The sequence below is a fragment of the Enterobacter sp. JBIWA008 genome (assembly GCF_019968765.1).
In the GTDB taxonomy this organism is placed as follows: Bacteria; Pseudomonadota; Gammaproteobacteria; order Enterobacterales; family Enterobacteriaceae; genus Enterobacter.
The window spans coordinates 3,885,512-3,904,416 of record NZ_CP074149.1 but is presented as its reverse complement, the minus strand read 5'-3'; the positions used below and the strand labels follow the sequence as shown (position 1 = coordinate 3,904,416).

Genomic DNA, 18,905 nt, shown 5'->3' with positions numbered 1-18,905 from the left:
TGAAATCGTTTCACCTGAGGGGGAAAAGCGGTTGTTCAAATCTGGTCACTGACAATGAACAGGATCTTACACCATGTTATCCACAGAAAAATGGGATAACTGGGTATAACCCTGACTACTGTTTCAATTTACAGCCTTGACGTGCGATGAAAATCGAATTTTCAGACAAATTGTGACTAACTTATTGGCACAATCTGTGGATAAAACCTACGCTGTTCGATCTTTCATCAGCACGACGATCCCTGATGTGATGATCGTCACGCCATTCTGTTTTGTGTTCATGGAAATACATTTAACTTCATGAAAATTATTGAATTATTTAACTGGCGTGAAAGCGGTGGCAAAGTAGTGTTTGAGGTTGTTCATCGGTAATCAGACACTTCTTCACAACTATATCCACAGAAAAGGTGAATAAAATTCCCTTCACTGCCTCTCATCTGTTTATAACTCAGCACTTATTTGTGAGTTATTCAAATGTTATTAGGTTGAAGCCCTGTAAGAGAGTGGTTTACCGCCTCCCTGTAGTGTGAAACAATCGTTCATATATAAGGTTTAGTTTGGGGTAGTCCGGTGATTGATGACGATGGCTACCGCCCGAACGTAGGAATAGTAATTTGTAATCGTCAGGGCCAGGTAATGTGGGCCCGGCGATATGGTCAGCACTCCTGGCAGTTCCCGCAAGGCGGGATCAATCCGGGAGAGTCCCCAGAACAAGCGATGTACCGGGAGCTTTTTGAAGAGGTCGGTTTAAGCCGAAAAGATGTTCGCATCCTGGCTTCGACCCGCAACTGGTTGCGTTACAAGTTACCGAAACGTTTGGTGCGTTGGGACACAAAGCCGGTTTGTATCGGCCAGAAACAGAAGTGGTTTCTGTTGCAGTTGGTGGGCAACGATTCAGACATCAATATGCAGACCAGCAGTACGCCGGAGTTCGATGGCTGGCGCTGGGTGAGCTATTGGTATCCTGTTCGTCAGGTCGTGTCATTTAAACGCGATGTTTACCGTAGGGTGATGAAAGAGTTTGCAAGTGTGGTAATGCAGCTTCAGGAGATCCCGCCTAAGCCGCAGAGCGCACCTGCATGGCGACGTAAAAGAGGTTAAGCTACGCAAATCATGCTCACCCGCTTGCGAGAAATAGTCGAGAAGGTGGCCAGTGCTCCGCGTCTCAACGAGGCGCTGAATATTCTGGTCACTGACATCTGTCTTGCGATGGAGACCGAGGTCTGTTCGGTGTATCTGGCCGACCACGATCGGCGCTGCTATTACCTGATGGCGACCCGTGGTTTAAAAAAACCACGTGGACGCACCGTCACGCTCGCATTTGATGAAGGTATCGTGGGTCTGGTTGGGCGGCTGGCTGAGCCCATCAACCTTGCTGACGCGCAAAAACACCCCAGCTTTAAATACATCCCTTCCGTAAAAGAAGAGCGCTTCCGCGCTTTCCTTGGCGTACCGATTATCCAGCGTCGCCAGCTGCTCGGCGTGCTGGTTGTACAGCAGCGCGAGCTACGTCAGTACGATGAAAGCGAAGAGTCTTTCCTCGTCACGCTGGCCACGCAGATGGCGGCGATCCTCTCCCAGTCCCAGCTTGCCGCGCTCTTTGGTCAGTATCGCCATACGCGCATTCGTGCTCTTCCGGCATCGCCTGGCGTGGCGATAGCGGAAGGCTGGATGGACGCCACGCTGCCGCTGATGGAGCAGGTTTATGAAGCCTCAACGCTTGATGAGGCGCTTGAGCGCGAGCGTCTTACCGCCGCGCTGGAAGAGGCGGCGAATGAATTTCGTCGTTACAGCAAGCGCTTTGCCGCAGGCGCGCAAAAAGAAACGGCGGCCATCTTCGACCTTTATTCGCACCTGCTCTCCGATGCGCGTCTGCGTCGTGAGCTTTTTGCGGAAGTGGATAAAGGTTCGGTCGCAGAGTGGGCGGTTAAGAAGGTTATCGAAAAATTTGCCGATCAATTTGCGGCACTGACCGACGGTTACCTGAAAGAGCGGGCTGGAGATCTCCGTGCCCTGGGACAACGTCTGCTGTTCCATCTCGATGACACCATTCAGGGGCCGAATGCCTGGCCACAACGGTTTGTTCTGGTCGCCGATGAACTCTCGGCAACGACGCTGGCTGAGCTGCCCCAGGACAGGCTGGCAGGTGTGGTGGTGCGCGATGGCGCCGCCAACTCACACGCCGCCATTATGGTGCGCGCGCTAGGTATTCCAACCGTTATGGGAGCGGATATCCAGCCGTCAGTACTGCACCGCCGTACGCTGGTAGTTGACGGCTATCGCGGTGAGCTGCTGGTCGATCCTGAGCCGGTTCTGCTCCAGGAATACCAGCGTCTTATCAGCGAAGAGAATGAATTAAGCAAGCTGGCGGAAGATGACGTTAACCTGCCCGCGCAGCTTAAGAGCGGAGAGCGGATCAAAGTCATGCTTAACGCTGGTTTAAGCCCCGAGCACGAAGAAAAACTTGGCAGCCGCATCGACGGTATTGGTTTATACCGCACTGAAATCCCGTTTATGCTGCAGAGCGGCTTCCCCTCTGAAGAGGAGCAGGTGGCGCAGTATCAGGGGATGCTGCAGATGTTCAACGACAAACCTGTCACCCTGCGAACCCTGGATGTGGGAGCGGATAAACAGCTGCCCTATATGCCGATTAGTGAAGAGAATCCGTGTCTGGGCTGGCGTGGGATCCGCATTACGCTCGATCAGCCGGAGATCTTTCTGGTCCAGGTACGTGCGATGCTGCGCGCCAACGCGGCGACGGGCAATCTCAGCATCTTACTCCCGATGGTCACCAGCATTGATGAGATCGACGAGTCTCGCCGACTGATCGAACGTGCAGGCCGTGAAGTGGAAGAGATGATCGGCTATGCGATCCCGAAACCTCGGATCGGGGTGATGCTTGAAGTCCCGTCTATGGTCTTTATGCTGGCGCAGCTGGCAAACCGTGTTGATTTTATCTCTGTCGGCACGAACGACCTGACGCAATATATTCTGGCCGTCGACCGTAACAATACGCGCGTCGCCAGTATCTACGACAGCCTGCATCCTGCGATCATTCGCGCACTCGCGATGATCGCCCGTGAAGCGGAACAGTACGGCATTGATTTACGCCTCTGCGGTGAAATGGCCGGGGATTCAATGTGCGTTGCGATCCTGATTGGGTTGGGATATCGCCATCTGTCGATGAACGGTCGCGCTGTCGCACGCGTGAAATACCTGTTGCGGCATATCGACATTAATGATGCCCGCGAGCTGGCGGAACGTAGCCTTGACGCGCAGCTGGCCGCTGAGGTTCGTCATCAGGTCGCGGCCTTCATGGAACGGCGAGGTATGGGCGGCCTGATTCGCGGTGGCCGCTAATCGTCTTTCTCCCTCTTCCTCCGGAAGAGGGCTCCAGCGCGCATAAAACCCTATACACATCTTTTACATCTCTGGCGCATCCTCCGAGCCCGCCTTATGCTATGATTCGCAACTTTGGAGCCTCTGCTTACGGCAGAATCGCATTTCTACCGCTGTCCACTTTCAGCGGAATAACAACATCTTGTGGTGACAGATGAACAGTGGTTATCTGCATTTTCCGGAATTTGATCCGGTCATTTTCTCAGTAGGACCCGTTTCGCTACACTGGTACGGTCTGATGTACCTGGTGGGCTTCATTTTTGCCATGTGGCTCGCGGGTCGTCGCGCCAGTCGTCCGGGCAGCGGCTGGACGAAAAACGAAGTTGAAAACCTGCTGTATGCAGGCTTCCTCGGCGTATTTCTCGGTGGCCGTATTGGGTATGTGCTGTTCTATAACTTCCCGGTATTCCTGAACGATCCCCTCTATTTGTTCCGCGTCTGGGACGGCGGCATGTCCTTCCACGGCGGCCTGATTGGGGTGATCCTGGTAATGGTGATTTTTGCCAAACGCACCAAACGCAACTTCTTCCAGGTGTCTGATTTTATCGCACCGTTGATCCCGTTTGGTCTCGGCGCTGGCCGTCTGGGCAACTTTATCAACGGTGAGCTGTGGGGGCGCGTTGACCCAAGCGTGCCGTACACCATGCTCTTCCCGGGCTCACGCGCAGAAGATATCGCGCTACTGCCGTCACACCCGGAGTGGCAATCCATTTTCGATACCTACGGCGTGCTGCCGCGCCATATGTCTCAGCTGTACGAGCTGGCGCTGGAAGGCGTGGTGCTGTTTATCATCCTCAACCTGTTTATCCGTAAACCGCGTCCGATGGGTGCTGTCTCAGGCCTGTTCCTGATCGGCTACGGCGCATTCCGTATTATCGTCGAGTTCTTCCGTCAGCCAGACGCACAGTTTACCGGCGAGTGGGTACAGTACATCAGCATGGGGCAGATCCTCTCCATTCCGATGATTGTCGCGGGTGCCATTATGATGATTTGGGCGTATCGTCGTCGTCCACAGCAACAAATTTCCTGAGGAACCATGAAACAGTATCTTGAATTGATGAAAAAAGTGCTCGACGAGGGCACGCCGAAAAACGACCGTACCGGTACAGGTACGCTCTCCATTTTTGGCCACCAGATGCGCTTCAATCTGCAAGAAGGCTTCCCGCTGGTGACGACAAAGCGCTGCCATCTGCGCTCGATCATTCATGAACTGCTCTGGTTCCTGCAAGGCGATACCAACGTTGCGTATCTGCACGAAAATAACGTCTCAATCTGGGACGAGTGGGCAGACGAAAACGGCAACCTGGGCCCGGTTTACGGCAAGCAGTGGCGCGCATGGCCCACGCCTGATGGCCGCCATATTGACCAAATCACCACCGTGATGAACCAGCTTAAAAACGATCCAGACTCGCGCAGAATCATCGTTTCTGCCTGGAACGTCGGCGAGCTGGATAAAATGGCGCTGGCACCGTGCCACGCGTTCTTCCAGTTCTATGTGGCGGATGGAAAGCTTTCCTGTCAGCTCTACCAGCGCTCCTGTGACGTGTTCCTTGGCCTGCCGTTTAACATTGCCAGCTATGCGCTGTTAGTCCATATGATGGCGCAGCAGTGCGACCTGGAAGTGGGTGATTTTGTCTGGACCGGTGGGGATACCCATCTTTACAGCAACCATATGGAACAGACGCATCTCCAGCTGACCCGCGAACCGCGTGCGCTGCCGAAGCTGATTATCAAACGCAAACCGGCATCAATCTTCGACTATCGCTTTGATGATTTCGAGATTGAGGGTTACGACCCGCATCCGGGCATCAAAGCGCCCGTCGCAATCTGATGCGATAAAGCGTGACACAACCGGTGCTGTTTAGCGCCGGTTTTTTTTGCCTTTATCCGGTTTCCCGAAGCGTTATCCACAAAGCGTGCAACGCGCTGCAACTCTCTCAATTCTCCGGATAACGCCTCGTAAAACGAGGATCCGTCGCTCGTCATGTTCACGGCGCTTCGCCACACTCCCGGTATGAAAAAAGAGAACGGTTTTACGCTTATCGAAACGCTGGTCGCGATCTCGCTTGTCGTTATCCTCAGCGCCTCAGGTCTGTACGGCTGGGACAGCTGGCAACGGCAGCAGCGGCTGTGGCAAACCGCCAGCCAGGTGCGAGATTACCTGCTGTTTTTGCGCAACCATGCCAACCGCCACAACCGCGACCATCAAATTACCCGTCAGCGGGTGGGGAGCCGGGACTGTCTGGTGAGCTCTGCCGTGCTGGACTGTGAGAAGGGCAGTCCCTTCGTGCTGATACCACTCTGGCCTGAGATTGAGGTCAGTGAGGTAACGCCGTCGCTGGCGTTCTATGGATTAAGGAATACGGCATGGGCGGGGCGGATACGCGTTCAAAGCCCTGCCGGAGCATGGCTGATTATTGTCTCAAATGGAGGACGCATCAGGATGTGTAAAGTCTCGGAGGGAGGTTCATGTTGATGAGGCAGCGCGGTTTCTCACTGACTGAAGTTCTGATTGCCACGGCGATCGGTAGCCTTTTGCTGATAAGCGCATCGCGTTTTTTACCCGGATTGCAGCGAGCAGTTTTACTGCAATCTGGCCAGAGAGAGCTGGAGGTAGAGGTCTGGCAACACCTGTTTGCCCTGGGCAAACAGCTCCAGCGCGCCGGGTACTGCGCGGGAAACTGTAAGGGGCAGGCGCTGGTGACCGCGAGGCTTGGAGGCTGCGTCATTGTGCGGTGGGATGCCAACAGTAACGGCAACTGGGATAACAGCGCGTCAGAAAATGACAGCACCGGTTTTCGTCTGGAGTCGGGGGCGCTGGAAACCCAGCGTGGAGCGACCTCATGTGAAGGAAAAGGATGGGAAAAGCTCACGGATCCGGACAGACTTACTATCGCGCATTTTGTGGTGAGGACAGTGGAACATGCCGGTTTTGCGCCGGAGATAAATATCGAACTGGGGGCGATGCGTAAAGGCGAGAAGGGGGAGCCCTGGCTGGCGTTGTATACGGTCACGGGGTACAACCTGTGAATCGTCAACGTGGAATGTCTTCGCTGGCGCTGGTTCTGCTTTTACTGGTGCTCGGTACCCTGATCCTCACCGGTCTCAATCAGCAGCTCACAACGTTTAGCGCGCTCGTCGGCGGCGAGAGCCGCTCGCTTCAGCAGCAGGCGACGGTACAGTCCGCGCTTGAGTGGGGGCGGGTTCAGAGCTGGTCGTCAGAACCACAGGTTCAGTGCAAAAATACATCGGCGTGGCGAGTCTGTTTGCGCCAGCTGAGTGAGGCACGTTTGCTACTAATTGCCGGAGACAGCGGCCTGCTGCTCTGGCGCGCAGGAGAGATTGTCGACGGGAAAATTCGCTTTTCACCTCACGGCTGGAGTGACTTTTGTCCTCTTAAGGAGGGCGAGTTATGTCAGCTGCCGTGAGCAGAGAAAAAGGATTTAGCATGGTGGAGGTCCTGCTGGCGATGATGCTGCTGGTGATCGTCGTGACGGCTCTGTCCGGTTATCACCGGGCGCTGGCGGCGCGGTTTAGCGTGTTTAACCAGTATCGCCAGCTCTGGCACCATGCCTGGAATCAGTCTCAGCTCTCAACAAATGTTCTCCCCACAGGCTGGCAGGCCAGTCGGGGGCAGACAACACACGCAGGATGTGTCAGCATCACGGTTACACTTATTTCTCCTCTGGGGCGGCGCGGTGAGATAACGCGTCTGCATTGCCCGGTTAGCCAGTAGTCGGGAGCGTCTATGTTAAGGGTCTACCACTCAAATCGTCTGGATGTGCTGGAAGCACTGATGGAATTTATCGTTGAGCGCGAGCGGCTTGACGATCCTTTTGAGCCCGAAATGGTGCTGGTGCAGAGCACCGGTATGGCACAGTGGCTGCAAATGTCGCTTTCCCGTAAATTTGGCATAGCCGCGAACATTGATTTCCCGCTGCCCGCGAGCTTTATCTGGGACATGTTCGTTCGCGTGTTGCCGGACATCCCGGAGCAGAGCGCCTTTAACAAGCAGAGCATGAGCTGGAAGCTGATGGCGCTGCTGCCGGAAATGCTGCAGCGCGATGAATTCGCCATGCTGCGCCACTACCTCAATGACGATACCGATAAGCGCAAGCTGTTCCAGCTGGCGTCGCGCACTGCCGATCTCTACGACCAATATCTTGTTTACCGTTCTGACTGGTTAATTCGTTGGGAAGTGGGCGAGTTGATTGAAGGGCTGCCGGAGGCGCAAATATGGCAGGCACCACTGTGGAAAGCGTTGGTAGAGTTTACGGAGAAACTTGGGCAGCCTAAGTGGCACCGTGCCAACCTGTACGATCGATTTATATCAATACTTGAAAATGCGTCGGAGCGTCCAGCCCGACTGCCGTCACGCGTTTTTATCTGCGGGATATCTGCATTACCGCCTGTTTATCTAAAGGCGTTGAATGCGCTGGGTAAACATATTGATATTCATATTTTGTTCACCAACCCTTGCCGACAGTATTGGGGGGATATCCTCGACGAACGTTGGCTTGCGCGGCTGGTAACTCGCCAACGAAAGCGCCTTTTTGAAGAACGATCCGTCCCGCTGTTTAAGGACGGCGCGACTGCCGGACAGCTTTTTGATGAAGACGGTATCCAGAACCTGCCCAATCCGCTGCTTGCCTCATGGGGGAAGCTGGGGCGTGACTACATTCACATGCTTTCAGACATCACTTCATCAGGCGAAGGCGACGTGGATGCCTTTGTCGAAATTGTCCCCGATAGCCTGCTTCACCATATTCAGCTGGATATTCTGGATCTGGAAAACCGTGCCGTGATGGGCGTGACGGCGAAAGAATTCGAACGCAGCGACAGCAAGCGGAGGTTGGACGCTGACGATCGCAGCATCACGATCCATGTTTGTCATAGCCCACAGCGTGAGGTCGAAGTGCTTCACGACCAGCTGCTGGCGATGCTGCAGGACGATCCCGAACTGACGCCACGCGATATCGTGGTGATGGTGGCGGATATCGATAGCTACAGTCCCTTTATTCAGGCCGTCTTTGGCAGTGCGACGGGCGAGCGATATCTGCCTTACGCTATCTCTGACCGTCGTGCCCGCCAGTCGCATCCGGCATTGCAGGCATTTATCACCCTGCTTTCACTGCCGGATAGCCGCTTTATCTCCGAAGATGTCCTGGCGTTACTGGATGTTCCCGTGCTGGCTGCACGCTTCAACATCAATGAAGAGGGGCTGCGCTACCTTCGCCAGTGGGTGAATGAATCTGGCGTTCGCTGGGGGATCGATGACGATAACGTTCAGGAGTTCGAACTTCCCCCAACCGGGCAGCACACGTGGCGATTTGGCCTGACGCGTATGCTGCTGGGCTACGCCATGGAGAGCAGCCAGGGCGAGTGGAACGAGGTGCTGCCTTACGATGAGTCCAGCGGGTTAGTTGCTGAACTGGTAGGGCATTTAGCGTCACTCCTGATGCAGCTTAACCGCTGGCGGCACGAGCTGCTGCAGCCGCGTCCGCTTGACGCGTGGCTTCCGGTTTGCAGGGCGTTGCTTAATGATTTCTTCCTGCCAGACAGTGACACGGAAGCGGCAATGGCGCTCATTGAAACGCAGTGGCAGGCTATCATCGACGAAGGCTTGAATTCCCACTATCAGGAGGCCATTCCGCTGTCGCTGTTGAGGGATGAGCTGACGCAGCGGCTTGACCAGGAGCGAATCAGCCAGCGTTTCCTGGCTGGCCCCATCAATATCTGCACCCTGATGCCAATGCGTTCTATCCCGTTTAAAGTGGTCTGTCTGCTTGGCATGAACGACGGCGTTTATCCCCGCGCGCTGGCGCCGCTGGGATTCGATTTGATGAGTGTAAATCCAAAACGGGGCGACCGTAGCCGCCGTGATGATGACCGCTACCTCTTCCTTGAGGCGCTCATTTCTTCTCAGAATAAGCTCTATATCAGCTATATCGGCCGTTCCATTCAGGACAACAGCGAGCGTTTCCCCTCCGTTCTGGTGCAGGAACTGGTGGACTATATCGGGCAGAGCCACTATCTGCCGGGGGATGAAGAGCGCAACTGCGATGAAAGCGAGCAGAGGGTGAAAGCCCATATCACCTGTTTCCACAGCCGCATGCCGTTTGATCCGGTGAACTATACAGCCAGCGAGCGCCAGAGCTATGCACAGGAGTGGCTACCGGCGGCGAAAAAGGAGGGGAGTGCGCATACCGACTTCATACAGGAGCTTGACCCGCGCCCTATCGATACCCTTACCTTCGAACAGCTTCAGCGTTTTTGGACGCATCCGGTGCGGGCCTTCTTCCAGCAACGATTGCAGGTTAACTTCCGTTCTGAAGAGAGTGAAATTCCTGATGCAGAGCCCTTTACGCTGGAAGGGCTGGAGCGCTACCAGTTAAACCTGCAGCTGTTGAATGCGCTGGTTGAAGAGGAAGATGCGGACAAACTTTACCGCCGCTACCGTGCTGCAGGGCAATTGCCCTACGGAGCGTTTGGGGAGATCGTCTGGGAGGCGCAGTGTCAGGAGATGACCGCCCTGGCAGAGCGCGTAAGAGCGTGTCGGCAGCCAGGCAAAAGTATTGAAATCGATCTCAACTGCAACGGCGTAGAGCTCACGGGCTGGTTAACCCAGGTTCAGCCGGATGGGCTGCTGCGCTGGCGGCCCTCTATGCTGAGCGTTTCACAAGGGTTGCAACTCTGGCTGGAACATCTTGTCTACAGTGCGGGTGGTCATAAAGGTGAAAGCCGGATTTTCGTGCGCAAAGAGGGCGAATGGCGCTTCCCGCCGATGGAGTCTGAACAGGCGTTACGGTATCTGTCTTTGTACATTGAGGGCTACCGTCAGGGAATGAACAAACCGCTCCTGCTACTGCCGGAAAGTGGTGGGGCATGGATAAAAGCCTGTTATGACGCACAGAATGATGCGATGTTAACGGATGAATCTTCGCTGCAGAAAGCGCGCAGTAAATTTATGCAGGCCTACGAAGGTAACATGATGGTGCGGGGTGAAGGTGAAGATGTCTGGTATCAGCGCTTATGGCGAACCCTTGAGCCAGAGTACTTCGAGGCTATCACGGAAGAGGCGCAGCGCTACCTGCTGCCGTTGTTTAAATTTAATCAGTCCTGAGCGCTGTATAAAAATTGCGCAGTTAAGGGTGTTCATTTATGATGCACTTCTTATCACGGACTGATGTACCCAATAAAGAGATGTTGGCGTGTCCAGCACGCACTGTGTTAATGATGTAGCCGTGATAAAGAGGTCGTAATGCCAGGCAGCACCTTGTTTAAAGCGTTTGTTTTGTTTGTCGCCCTCTGGGCACCTGTCACTCAGGCAGACTCCGGTTGGCAACCCGTTCAGGAAACTATCCGTAAGAGCGAAAAAGATACCCGTCAGTATCAGGCTATTCGTCTTGATAACGGCATGACCGTGCTGCTGGTTTCCGACCCGCAGGCGGTAAAATCCCTTTCAGCATTAGTGGTGCCGGTTGGGTCACTGGAAGATCCTGACGCCCATCCAGGACTCGCACACTATCTGGAACATATGACGCTGATGGGGTCAAAAAAATATCCGCAGCCAGATAGCCTGTCCGAATTTCTCAAGATGCATGGCGGCAGCCACAATGCCAGCACGGCACCGTATCGTACGGCCTTTTATCTCGAAGTCGAAAATGATGCGCTGGAAGGGGCGGTCGATCGTCTTGCTGATTCCATCGCCGCGCCGTTGCTGGATAAAAAATACGCCGATCGTGAACGCAATGCGGTGAATGCTGAGCTGACCATGGCCCGCACGCGAGACGGTATGCGCATGGCCCAGGTCAGCGCCGAAACCATCAACCCTGCGCACCCGGGTTCGCGTTTTTCCGGCGGTAACCTGGAAACCTTGAGCGACAAACCGAACAGCCCTGTGCTTGATGCCCTGCACGCGTTTCGCGATAAATACTACTCCGCCAACCTGATGAAAGCGGTCATCTATAGCAATAAACCGTTGCCAGAACTGGCAGGCATGGCGGCCAAAACGTTTGGCAGGGTGCCGAATAAAAATATCGAACTGCCGCAGATAGACGTACCGGTTGTGACGGACGCGCAGAAAGGTATTGTGATCCACTACGTGCCGGCGCTGCCGCGCAAAGTGCTGCGCGTGGAATTCCGCATTGATAACAATACCGCACAGTTTCGCAGTAAGACCGATGAGCTGGTGACCTACCTGATAGGTAACCGCAGCCCGGGTACGCTTTCTGACTGGTTGCAAAAACAGGGGCTGGTGGAAGGTATTCGCGCCGATTCCGATCCGGTTGTGAACGGCAATAGCGGCGTGCTGGCGATCTCCGCCACCCTGACCGACAAAGGGCTGGCAAACCGTGATGAAGTCGTAGCGGCGATCTTTAGCTACCTCTCTTTACTGCGCGAGAAAGGCGTCGATAAGCGCTATTTTGATGAACTCGCGCACGTGCTGGATCTCGATTTCCGCTACCCGTCTATCACCCGCGACATGGACTATGTGGAGTGGCTGGCAGATACCATGATCCGCGTGCCGGTGGAACATACTCTCGACGCGGTGAATATTGCCGACCGGTATGATGCCGGGGCGGTAAAAGCTCGCCTGGCGATGATGACGCCGGAGAATGCCCGCATCTGGTACATCAGCCCGAATGAACCGCATAACAAGACGGCGTATTTTGTCGATGCTCCCTATCAGGTAGATAAAATCAGCGCGCAGACTTTCGCCGACTGGCAGAAGAAGGCCGGGGAGATTGCGTTGAAGCTGCCGGAGCTGAACCCTTATATTCCGGATGACTTCTCGCTGACCAAAACGACTAAAGATTACCCGCATCCCGCGCTCATCATTGATGAGCCGACGCTGCGCGTGGTGTATACGCCCAGCCGCTACTTCGCAAGCGAGCCAAAGGCCGATGTCAGCGTGGTGCTGCGTAACCCGAAAGCGATGAACAGCGCTAAAAATCAGGTGATGTTCGCGCTCAATGATTATCTCGCCGGGATTGCACTCGATCAGCTCAGCAACCAGGCGGCCGTGGGCGGCATCAGCTTCTCCACCAACGCCAACAACGGGTTGATGCTCAATGCAAACGGTTATACCCAGCGTTTGCCTCAGCTGTTCCAGGCACTGCTGGAGGGTTATTTCAGCTATACGCCGACGGAAGAGCAGCTTGAGCAGGCCAAATCGTGGTATGCGCAGATGATGGATTCTGCGGAGAAGGGCAAAGCTTACGATCTGGCGCTTATGCCAGCGCAAATGCTGTCGCAAGTTCCTTATTTCCAGCGAGAAGACCGCCGCGCGCTATTGCCTTCGATCACCTTAAAAGACGTGCTGGCTTACCGTGACGCGCTGAAAACCAACACGCGCCCGGAGTTTCTGATCGTCGGTAACATGAGTGAGGATCAGGCCAAAACGCTGGCGGAGAATGTACGCACTCAGCTCGGTTCGAAAGGCGACGAGTGGTGCCGCAACCAGGACGTTCTGGTTGAGAAAAAACAGAATGTGATTTTTGAAAAGGCGGGTAACAGCACGGATTCCGCGCTGGCCGCTGTATTTGTGCCAACGGGCTATGATGAATTCGCCAGCTCGGCGCAGAGTGCAGTGCTGGGGCAAATTATTCAGCCGTGGTTCTATAACCAGTTACGCACTGAGGAGCAGCTTGGCTACGCGGTGTTTGCCTTCTCCATGAATGTAGGCCGGCAGTGGGGGCTGGGTTTCCTGCTGCAAAGCAGCGATAAACAGCCGGCATATCTCTGGAAGCGTTACCAGGCCTTCTTCCCGCAGGTGGAAGCAAAACTGCGCGCCATGAAGCCGGAAGAATTTGCTCAGATCCAGCAGGCCGTGATCGCGCAGGTGATGCAGCCGCCGCAGACGCTGGGTGAAGAAGCCTCACAGCTGAGCAAAGATTTCGATCGCGGTAATCTGAAATTTGATTCGCGTGATAAAGTAGTGGCCGAGATAAAACAGCTGACGCCGCAGAAGGTTGCCGACTTCTTCCATCAGGCGGTCATTAAGCCGCAGGGTATTACCATTCTGTCCCAGGTTTCCGGTAGCCAGAACGGGAAAACGGAGTATGTGAACCCGAAAGGCTGGAAAGTCTGGAAAAGCGTCAGCGCGCTGCAGCAATCTATGCCCTGGAGTAAGAAAGAATGACCGATACCGCTGAGTCCCTTGATCCCTTACGTTTACCCCTGCAGGGTGAGCGATTGATTGAAGCCTCAGCGGGAACGGGAAAAACCTTCACCATTGCCGCCCTCTATCTGCGTCTGCTGCTGGGGCTTGGCGGCAATGCAGCTTTTCCACGCCCTTTGAGCGTGGAAGAGCTGCTGGTGGTCACCTTCACCGAGGCTGCCACCGCTGAGCTGCGGGGCCGTATTCGTAACAATATCCACGAGCTGCGCATCGCCTGTCTGCGTCAGAGCACGGATAACCCTCTCTACGCGAGCCTTCTGGAAGAGATTGCCGATAAGCAACAGGCAGCCCAGTGGCTGCTCCTCGCCGAACGGCAGATGGATGAAGCGTCCGTCTTCACCATTCACGGTTTTTGCCAGCGTATGCTGAGCCTGAATGCGTTTGAATCCGGCATGCTGTTTGAACAGCAGCTTATTGAAGATGAGTCCGTGCTTCGCTATCAGGCCTGCGCGGATTTCTGGCGTCGCCACTGTTACCCGTTACCGCGCGATATCGCCGAAGCGGTACATGCGTTGTGGAAAGGCCCGGAGGCGCTGCTGCGCGCTATCGATCGTTATCTTCAGGGGGAAGCGCCGGTTATCAAATCCCCGCCGCCTGCGGATGAAACGCTGGCCTCACGGCATGAAAAAATCATCGCGCAGATTGCTGACATCAAGCAAAAATGGATTGAGTCCGTTGGCGAAATTGACGCAATCATCGAAAATTCCGGTATTGACCGACGCAAGTTTAACCGTGGCAACCAGGGGAAATGGATCGACAAGATCAGCGCCTGGGCGCAGGAAGAGACGCGAGGCTACCAGCTCCCGGATGCGCTGGAGAAATTCTCCCAACGTTTCCTGGCTGAGCGGACCAAAGCGGACGGCACAGTGCCTGAACATCCTCTGTTTGTGGCGATTGAATCCCTGCTGGCGGAGCCCCTCACGCTCAACGATCTGATGATCACCCGCGCCATGACCGAAATTCGTGAAGCCGTGGCGCGCGAAAAGCGCCGCCGGGGTGAACTGGGTTTCGACGATATGCTCAGCCGCCTTGATGCGGCGCTGTCCAGTGAAAATGGTGAAGCGCTTGCCGCCGCGATTCGCACCCGCTTCCCGGTTGCGATGATTGACGAATTTCAGGACACCGACCCTCAGCAGTACCGCATTTTCCGCCGTATCTGGCGCCAGCACCCCGACACCGCGCTGCTGTTAATCGGCGATCCTAAACAGGCCATCTACGCCTTCCGCGGTGCGGATATTTTCACCTATATGAAAGCTCGCAGCGAGGTTGACGCGCACTACACGCTCGATACCAACTGGCGCTCCTCTCCCGGCATGGTGGAAAGCGTCAACGCGCTATTTAGCCGCATGGATACGGCGTTTATGTTCCGGGAAATCCCGTTTCTGCCGGTCAAATTTGCCCCGAAAAACGATTCATTGCGCTTCGAATTCAACGGCGAGACGCAGCCCGCCATGCGCTTCTGGCTGCTGGACGGCGAAGGCTGTGGCGTCGCCGACTATCAAAATGCCATGGCCCAGCACTGTGCCGCGCAAATTCGTGACTGGCTCAGTGCGGGTGCGCTCGGTGAAGCGCTACTGTGGAAAGGTGATAAACCAACCCCGGTAAAGGCATCCGATATTACGGTGCTGGTGCGCAGCCGTCAGGAGGCCGCGCTTATGCGCGACGCCCTGACGTTACTGAATATTCCGTCCGTCTACCTTTCCAACCGCGACAGCGTTTTTGAGACGCTGGAAGCGCAGGAGATGCTATGGCTGCTGCAGGCCGTGCTGGCGCCGGAGCGCGAAAGCACGCTGCGCAGCGCACTGGCGAGCGCGATGCTCGGGCTGAATGCGCATGACATTGATGCGCTCAACAATGACGAGGTTGCGTGGGATGCCCTGGTAGAAGAGTTTGTTCGCTACCGCGAAAAATGGCAGAAGCGTGGCGTGATGGCAATGGTGCGCGAGCTCATGGCACAGCGCCACATTGCCGAGAATATGCTGGCGACAGCGGGCGGTGAGCGCCGGCTGACCGATATTTTACATATCAGCGAACTGTTGCAGGAAGCGGGTACGCAGCTGGAGAGCGAGCACGCCCTCGTGCGCTGGCTGGCGCAGCAGATTGCTGACCCGAACAGTAATTCCTCCAGCCAGCAGATGCGCCTTGAGAGCGATAAACATCTGGTGCAGATCGTCACCATTCATAAATCGAAAGGCCTGGAGTACCCGCTGGTCTGGCTGCCGTTTATTGCCAATTACCGCGTGCAGGATCAGGCCTTTTACCACGATCGTGAGACTTATGAGGCGGTGCTCGATCTCAGCAACGCGGAGTCCAGCGTTGAGCTGGCCGAAGCCGAGCGTCTGGCGGAAGATTTACGCCTGCTCTACGTGGCGCTAACCCGTTCGGTTTGGCACTGCAGCCTGGGCGTTGCACCTCTGTTCAGGCGTCGTGGCGAAAAGAGCGGGGAGAGCGATTTTCATCTGAGCGCGCTGGGGCGGCTTATTCAGCAGGGTGAACCCAAAGACGCGGCGGGCCTGCGCCAGTGCATCGAATCGCTTTGCACTGAGCATGTTGCCCTGCATATTCCTTCGCTGCCCGACAACAGCCGCTGGCAGATGCCGGAGCCGCGCGAGTCAGACCTCCATGCCCGTCAGGTGGTACGCACGATTGTCGACGACTGGCGCGTTACCAGCTACTCCGGCTTACAGCAGCACGGGCAGAGTATTGCGCAGGATCTGATGCCAAAACTGGACGTGGATGCCGCAGGAGCCGGTAACATACCCGTTGAGCCGGTGCTTACGCCGCACCAGTTCCCGCGCGGTGCCTCGCCGGGCACGTTTTTGCATAGCCTGTTTGAAGAGCTGGATTTTACCCAGCCGGTTTCCGAAGAGTGGGTGCTGAAGATGTTACAGAGCGGCGGCTACGACGCACAGTGGCAGCCGGTTCTCACCGACTGGATCCGCACTGTACTGCACGCGCCGCTCACGACGCAGGGGATCTCGCTGAGCCAGTTGACCGCCAATGATAAGCAGGTGGAGATGGAGTTTTATCTCCCCATCGCCAGCCCGCTCAGGGCCGAGGCGCTTGATGCGCTGATCCGCGAGTACGATCCGTTATCCGTCGGATGCCCGCCGCTGAACTTCCGCCAGGTGCAGGGGATGCTCAAAGGCTTTATCGACCTGGTTTTCCGCCACGAAGGGCGATACTACCTGCTGGATTACAAATCAAACTGGCTGGGTGAAAACAGCGAAGCCTACACGCAAGACGCGATGGCCTCTGCCATGCAAATGCATCGCTACGATCTCCAGTACCAGCTTTACACCCTGGCGCTGCACCGTTACCTGCGTCATCGCATGGCCGATTACCGCTACGACGCGCATTTCGGCGGCGTAATTTACCTGTTCCTGCGCGGAGTGGATGCTAACGACCCGCGTTCCGGCGTCTTTAGTACGCGTCCGGCTGCGGAACTGGTTGAAAAAATGGATAACCTGTTTGCTGCAGGCACGGAGGAGGTGGCATGACGATGCAGGCGCTACTGCTGGACGCGGTTGAACAACGATTACTGCGCCACCTGGATGTGCAGTTCGCCATGATGGTGGCTGGTGAGGAGCCTGCCGTCATGCTTGCCGCCGCCATTCTGAGCAAAGACGCGGGGGAGGGGCACGTGTGTCTGCCGCTGTCGCGTCTGGCGGTGGATGAGACGATGCCTCCGGCTTTACAGGCGTGTTTCGCGCTGCTGGGTGACGCTGTGGACTGGCAGGGGATATTACTCGGCTCGCCTGCCGTGAGCGGAGCCGATACCGGGACGCCGATGATCCTTGTCGGCGAGCGTTTGTATCTCAACCGGCTGTGGCGTAACGAACTGACGGTGGCGCGCTTCTTCAGCGAGACCAACGCCCCGCTTCCGTGCGATGAAGTAAAGCTCCGGCAAACGCTGGATGCGCTTTTTACCTCTGACGACGCGACAGACTGGCAGAAAGTGGCGGCAGCCGTGGCCTTAACGCGACGGATCTCGGTGATTTCTGGCGGCCCGGGTACCGGGAAAACGACCACCGTGGCAAAACTGCTTGCTGCGCTGATTCAGTTATCGGGTGAGCAAAAGTGCCGTATTCGCCTGGCGGCCCCAACCGGTAAAGCGGCGGCACGTCTGACGGAATCGTTAGGCGGCGCGCTGCAAAAACTGCCGCTAACCGGGGAGCAGCTTGCGCTTTTTCCCAATGAAGCCAGCACCCTGCACCGTTTGCTTGGGGCACAGCCGGGTAGCCAGCGTCTGCGCTATCATGCCGGTAACCCATTGCACCTTGACGTGCTGGTGGTGGATGAAGCATCGATGATTGACCTGACGATGATGTCGCGGTTGATCGATGCGCTACCGCCGCACGCGCGCGTCATTTTCCTCGGCGATCGCGACCAGCTTGCCTCCGTTGAGGCCGGGGCTGTGCTGGGCGATATCTGCACGTATGCCAGCCTGGGATATACCGCTGAACGCGCTCAGGAGCTAGCCCGTCTCACCGGATGTTCGCTCACGTCTGAAAACCATTCGCTTGCAGGGGCGCTGCGCGACAGCCTGTGTCTGCTGCAAAAAAGCTATCGTTTCGGAAGCGACTCCGGCATCGGCCAGCTTGCGGCGGCAGTGAACCGGGGCGACCGGCGCACAACCACTGCGGTATTTGACGGTACCTTCTCGGATATTGAGAAAAAATCGCTGCAAAGCGGGGAAGAGTATCAGGCGATGCTGGACGACGCCCTGCAGGGGTACCAGCACTTTCTGACGGGCGTACAACAGCAAAGTACGCCGGAGCAGGTCATTGCCGCGTTCGGCGAATACCAGCTGCTCTGTGCGTTGAGGGAAGGCCCCTTTGGCGTCCGGGGTCTGAACGACCGGCTGGAACAGCTGCTGGCGCAAAAACGCAAAATTAACCGTACCCCGCATTCGCGCTGGTATGAAGGGCGACCGGTGATGATCTCCCGCAACGACAGCGCGCTGGGGTTGTTTAACGGGGATATCGGGATTGCGCTCGATCGCGGTCAGGGCCTGCGCGTCTGGTTCCAGATGCCGGACGGCAGCGTGAAGTCTTTCCAGCCCAGCCGTTTGCCTGAGCATGAAACCGCCTGGGCGATGACGGTGCATAAATCTCAGGGCTCCGAGTTTAACCATGCGGCGCTGATCCTGCCCACGCAGCTTTCACCCGTCATTACCCGCGAGCTGATCTACACCGCCATTACGCGTGCGCGTCAGCGCCTGTCGCTGTATACCGATGAACGCGTGCTGGTACAGGCGATTGCCACCCGAACGGAACGCCGAAGCGGGCTGAGCGCGATATTTGAGTCCCTCTGAACGAAA

The 18,905-nt window shown here is 56.1% G+C and carries 12 protein-coding genes; all 12 read left to right on the top strand.

Annotated elements, in window-relative coordinates; translation table 11 throughout:
* The first annotated feature begins 570 nt into the window (after positions 1-570).
* The 12 genes from rppH (at position 571) to recD (ending at position 18,899) form a co-directional block, all read left to right on the top strand.
* Positions 571-1,101, top strand: coding sequence for an RNA pyrophosphohydrolase (rppH, locus tag KGP24_RS18820; RefSeq protein WP_013098553.1), 531 nt, complete (start codon positions 571-573; stop codon positions 1,099-1,101).
* A 12-nt stretch (positions 1,102-1,113) separates the two neighbouring features.
* A complete protein-coding gene (gene ptsP, locus KGP24_RS18815; protein ID WP_223561438.1) occupies positions 1,114-3,360 on the top strand; it encodes a phosphoenolpyruvate--protein phosphotransferase in 2,247 nt (748 codons plus the stop codon).
* Positions 3,361-3,553: 193 nt separating this feature from the next.
* Positions 3,554-4,429 carry a prolipoprotein diacylglyceryl transferase gene (gene lgt, locus KGP24_RS18810; protein WP_023309046.1) on the top strand — a complete coding sequence of 292 codons (876 nt, stop codon included), beginning with the start codon at positions 3,554-3,556 and terminating at the stop codon, positions 4,427-4,429.
* Positions 4,430-4,435: 6 nt separating this feature from the next.
* Positions 4,436-5,230, top strand: coding sequence for a thymidylate synthase (gene thyA / locus KGP24_RS18805; RefSeq protein ID WP_014885081.1), 795 nt, complete (start codon positions 4,436-4,438; stop codon positions 5,228-5,230).
* Between the two features lie 183 nt (positions 5,231-5,413).
* Positions 5,414-5,875 carry a prepilin peptidase-dependent protein gene (locus tag KGP24_RS18800; protein WP_223563524.1) on the top strand — a complete coding sequence of 154 codons (462 nt, stop codon included), beginning with the start codon at positions 5,414-5,416 and terminating at the stop codon, positions 5,873-5,875.
* On the top strand, positions 5,869-6,429 hold the full coding sequence (locus tag KGP24_RS18795; protein ID WP_223561437.1) for a prepilin peptidase-dependent protein: 561 nt from the start codon (positions 5,869-5,871) through the stop codon (positions 6,427-6,429). The genes KGP24_RS18800 and KGP24_RS18795 overlap by 7 nt, the downstream gene beginning before the upstream one ends.
* On the top strand, positions 6,426-6,827 hold the full coding sequence (locus KGP24_RS18790; protein WP_223561436.1) for a DUF2509 family protein: 402 nt from the start codon (positions 6,426-6,428) through the stop codon (positions 6,825-6,827). Before KGP24_RS18795 ends, KGP24_RS18790 begins: the two co-directional genes overlap by 4 nt.
* Positions 6,812-7,135 (top strand): prepilin-type N-terminal cleavage/methylation domain-containing protein, encoded by a 324-nt coding sequence (locus tag KGP24_RS18785; protein WP_121424564.1) that lies wholly within the window; start codon positions 6,812-6,814, stop codon positions 7,133-7,135. The genes KGP24_RS18790 and KGP24_RS18785 overlap by 16 nt, the downstream gene beginning before the upstream one ends.
* Positions 7,136-7,147: 12 nt before the next feature.
* The gene (recC, locus tag KGP24_RS18780) at positions 7,148-10,522 is read left to right on the top strand and encodes an exodeoxyribonuclease V subunit gamma (protein WP_223561435.1); all 3,375 of its coding nucleotides are present in this window, start codon (positions 7,148-7,150) and stop codon (positions 10,520-10,522) included.
* Between the two features lie 138 nt (positions 10,523-10,660).
* Positions 10,661-13,543, top strand: coding sequence for a pitrilysin (gene ptrA / locus KGP24_RS18775; RefSeq protein ID WP_223561434.1), 2,883 nt, complete (start codon positions 10,661-10,663; stop codon positions 13,541-13,543).
* Positions 13,540-17,082 carry an exodeoxyribonuclease V subunit beta gene (recB, locus tag KGP24_RS18770; protein ID WP_223561433.1) on the top strand — a complete coding sequence of 1,181 codons (3,543 nt, stop codon included), beginning with the start codon at positions 13,540-13,542 and terminating at the stop codon, positions 17,080-17,082. The genes ptrA and recB overlap by 4 nt, the downstream gene beginning before the upstream one ends.
* Positions 17,079-18,899 (top strand): exodeoxyribonuclease V subunit alpha, encoded by a 1,821-nt coding sequence (recD, locus tag KGP24_RS18765; protein ID WP_223561432.1) that lies wholly within the window; start codon positions 17,079-17,081, stop codon positions 18,897-18,899. The genes recB and recD overlap by 4 nt, the downstream gene beginning before the upstream one ends.
* Positions 18,900-18,905: the final 6 nt, after the last annotated feature.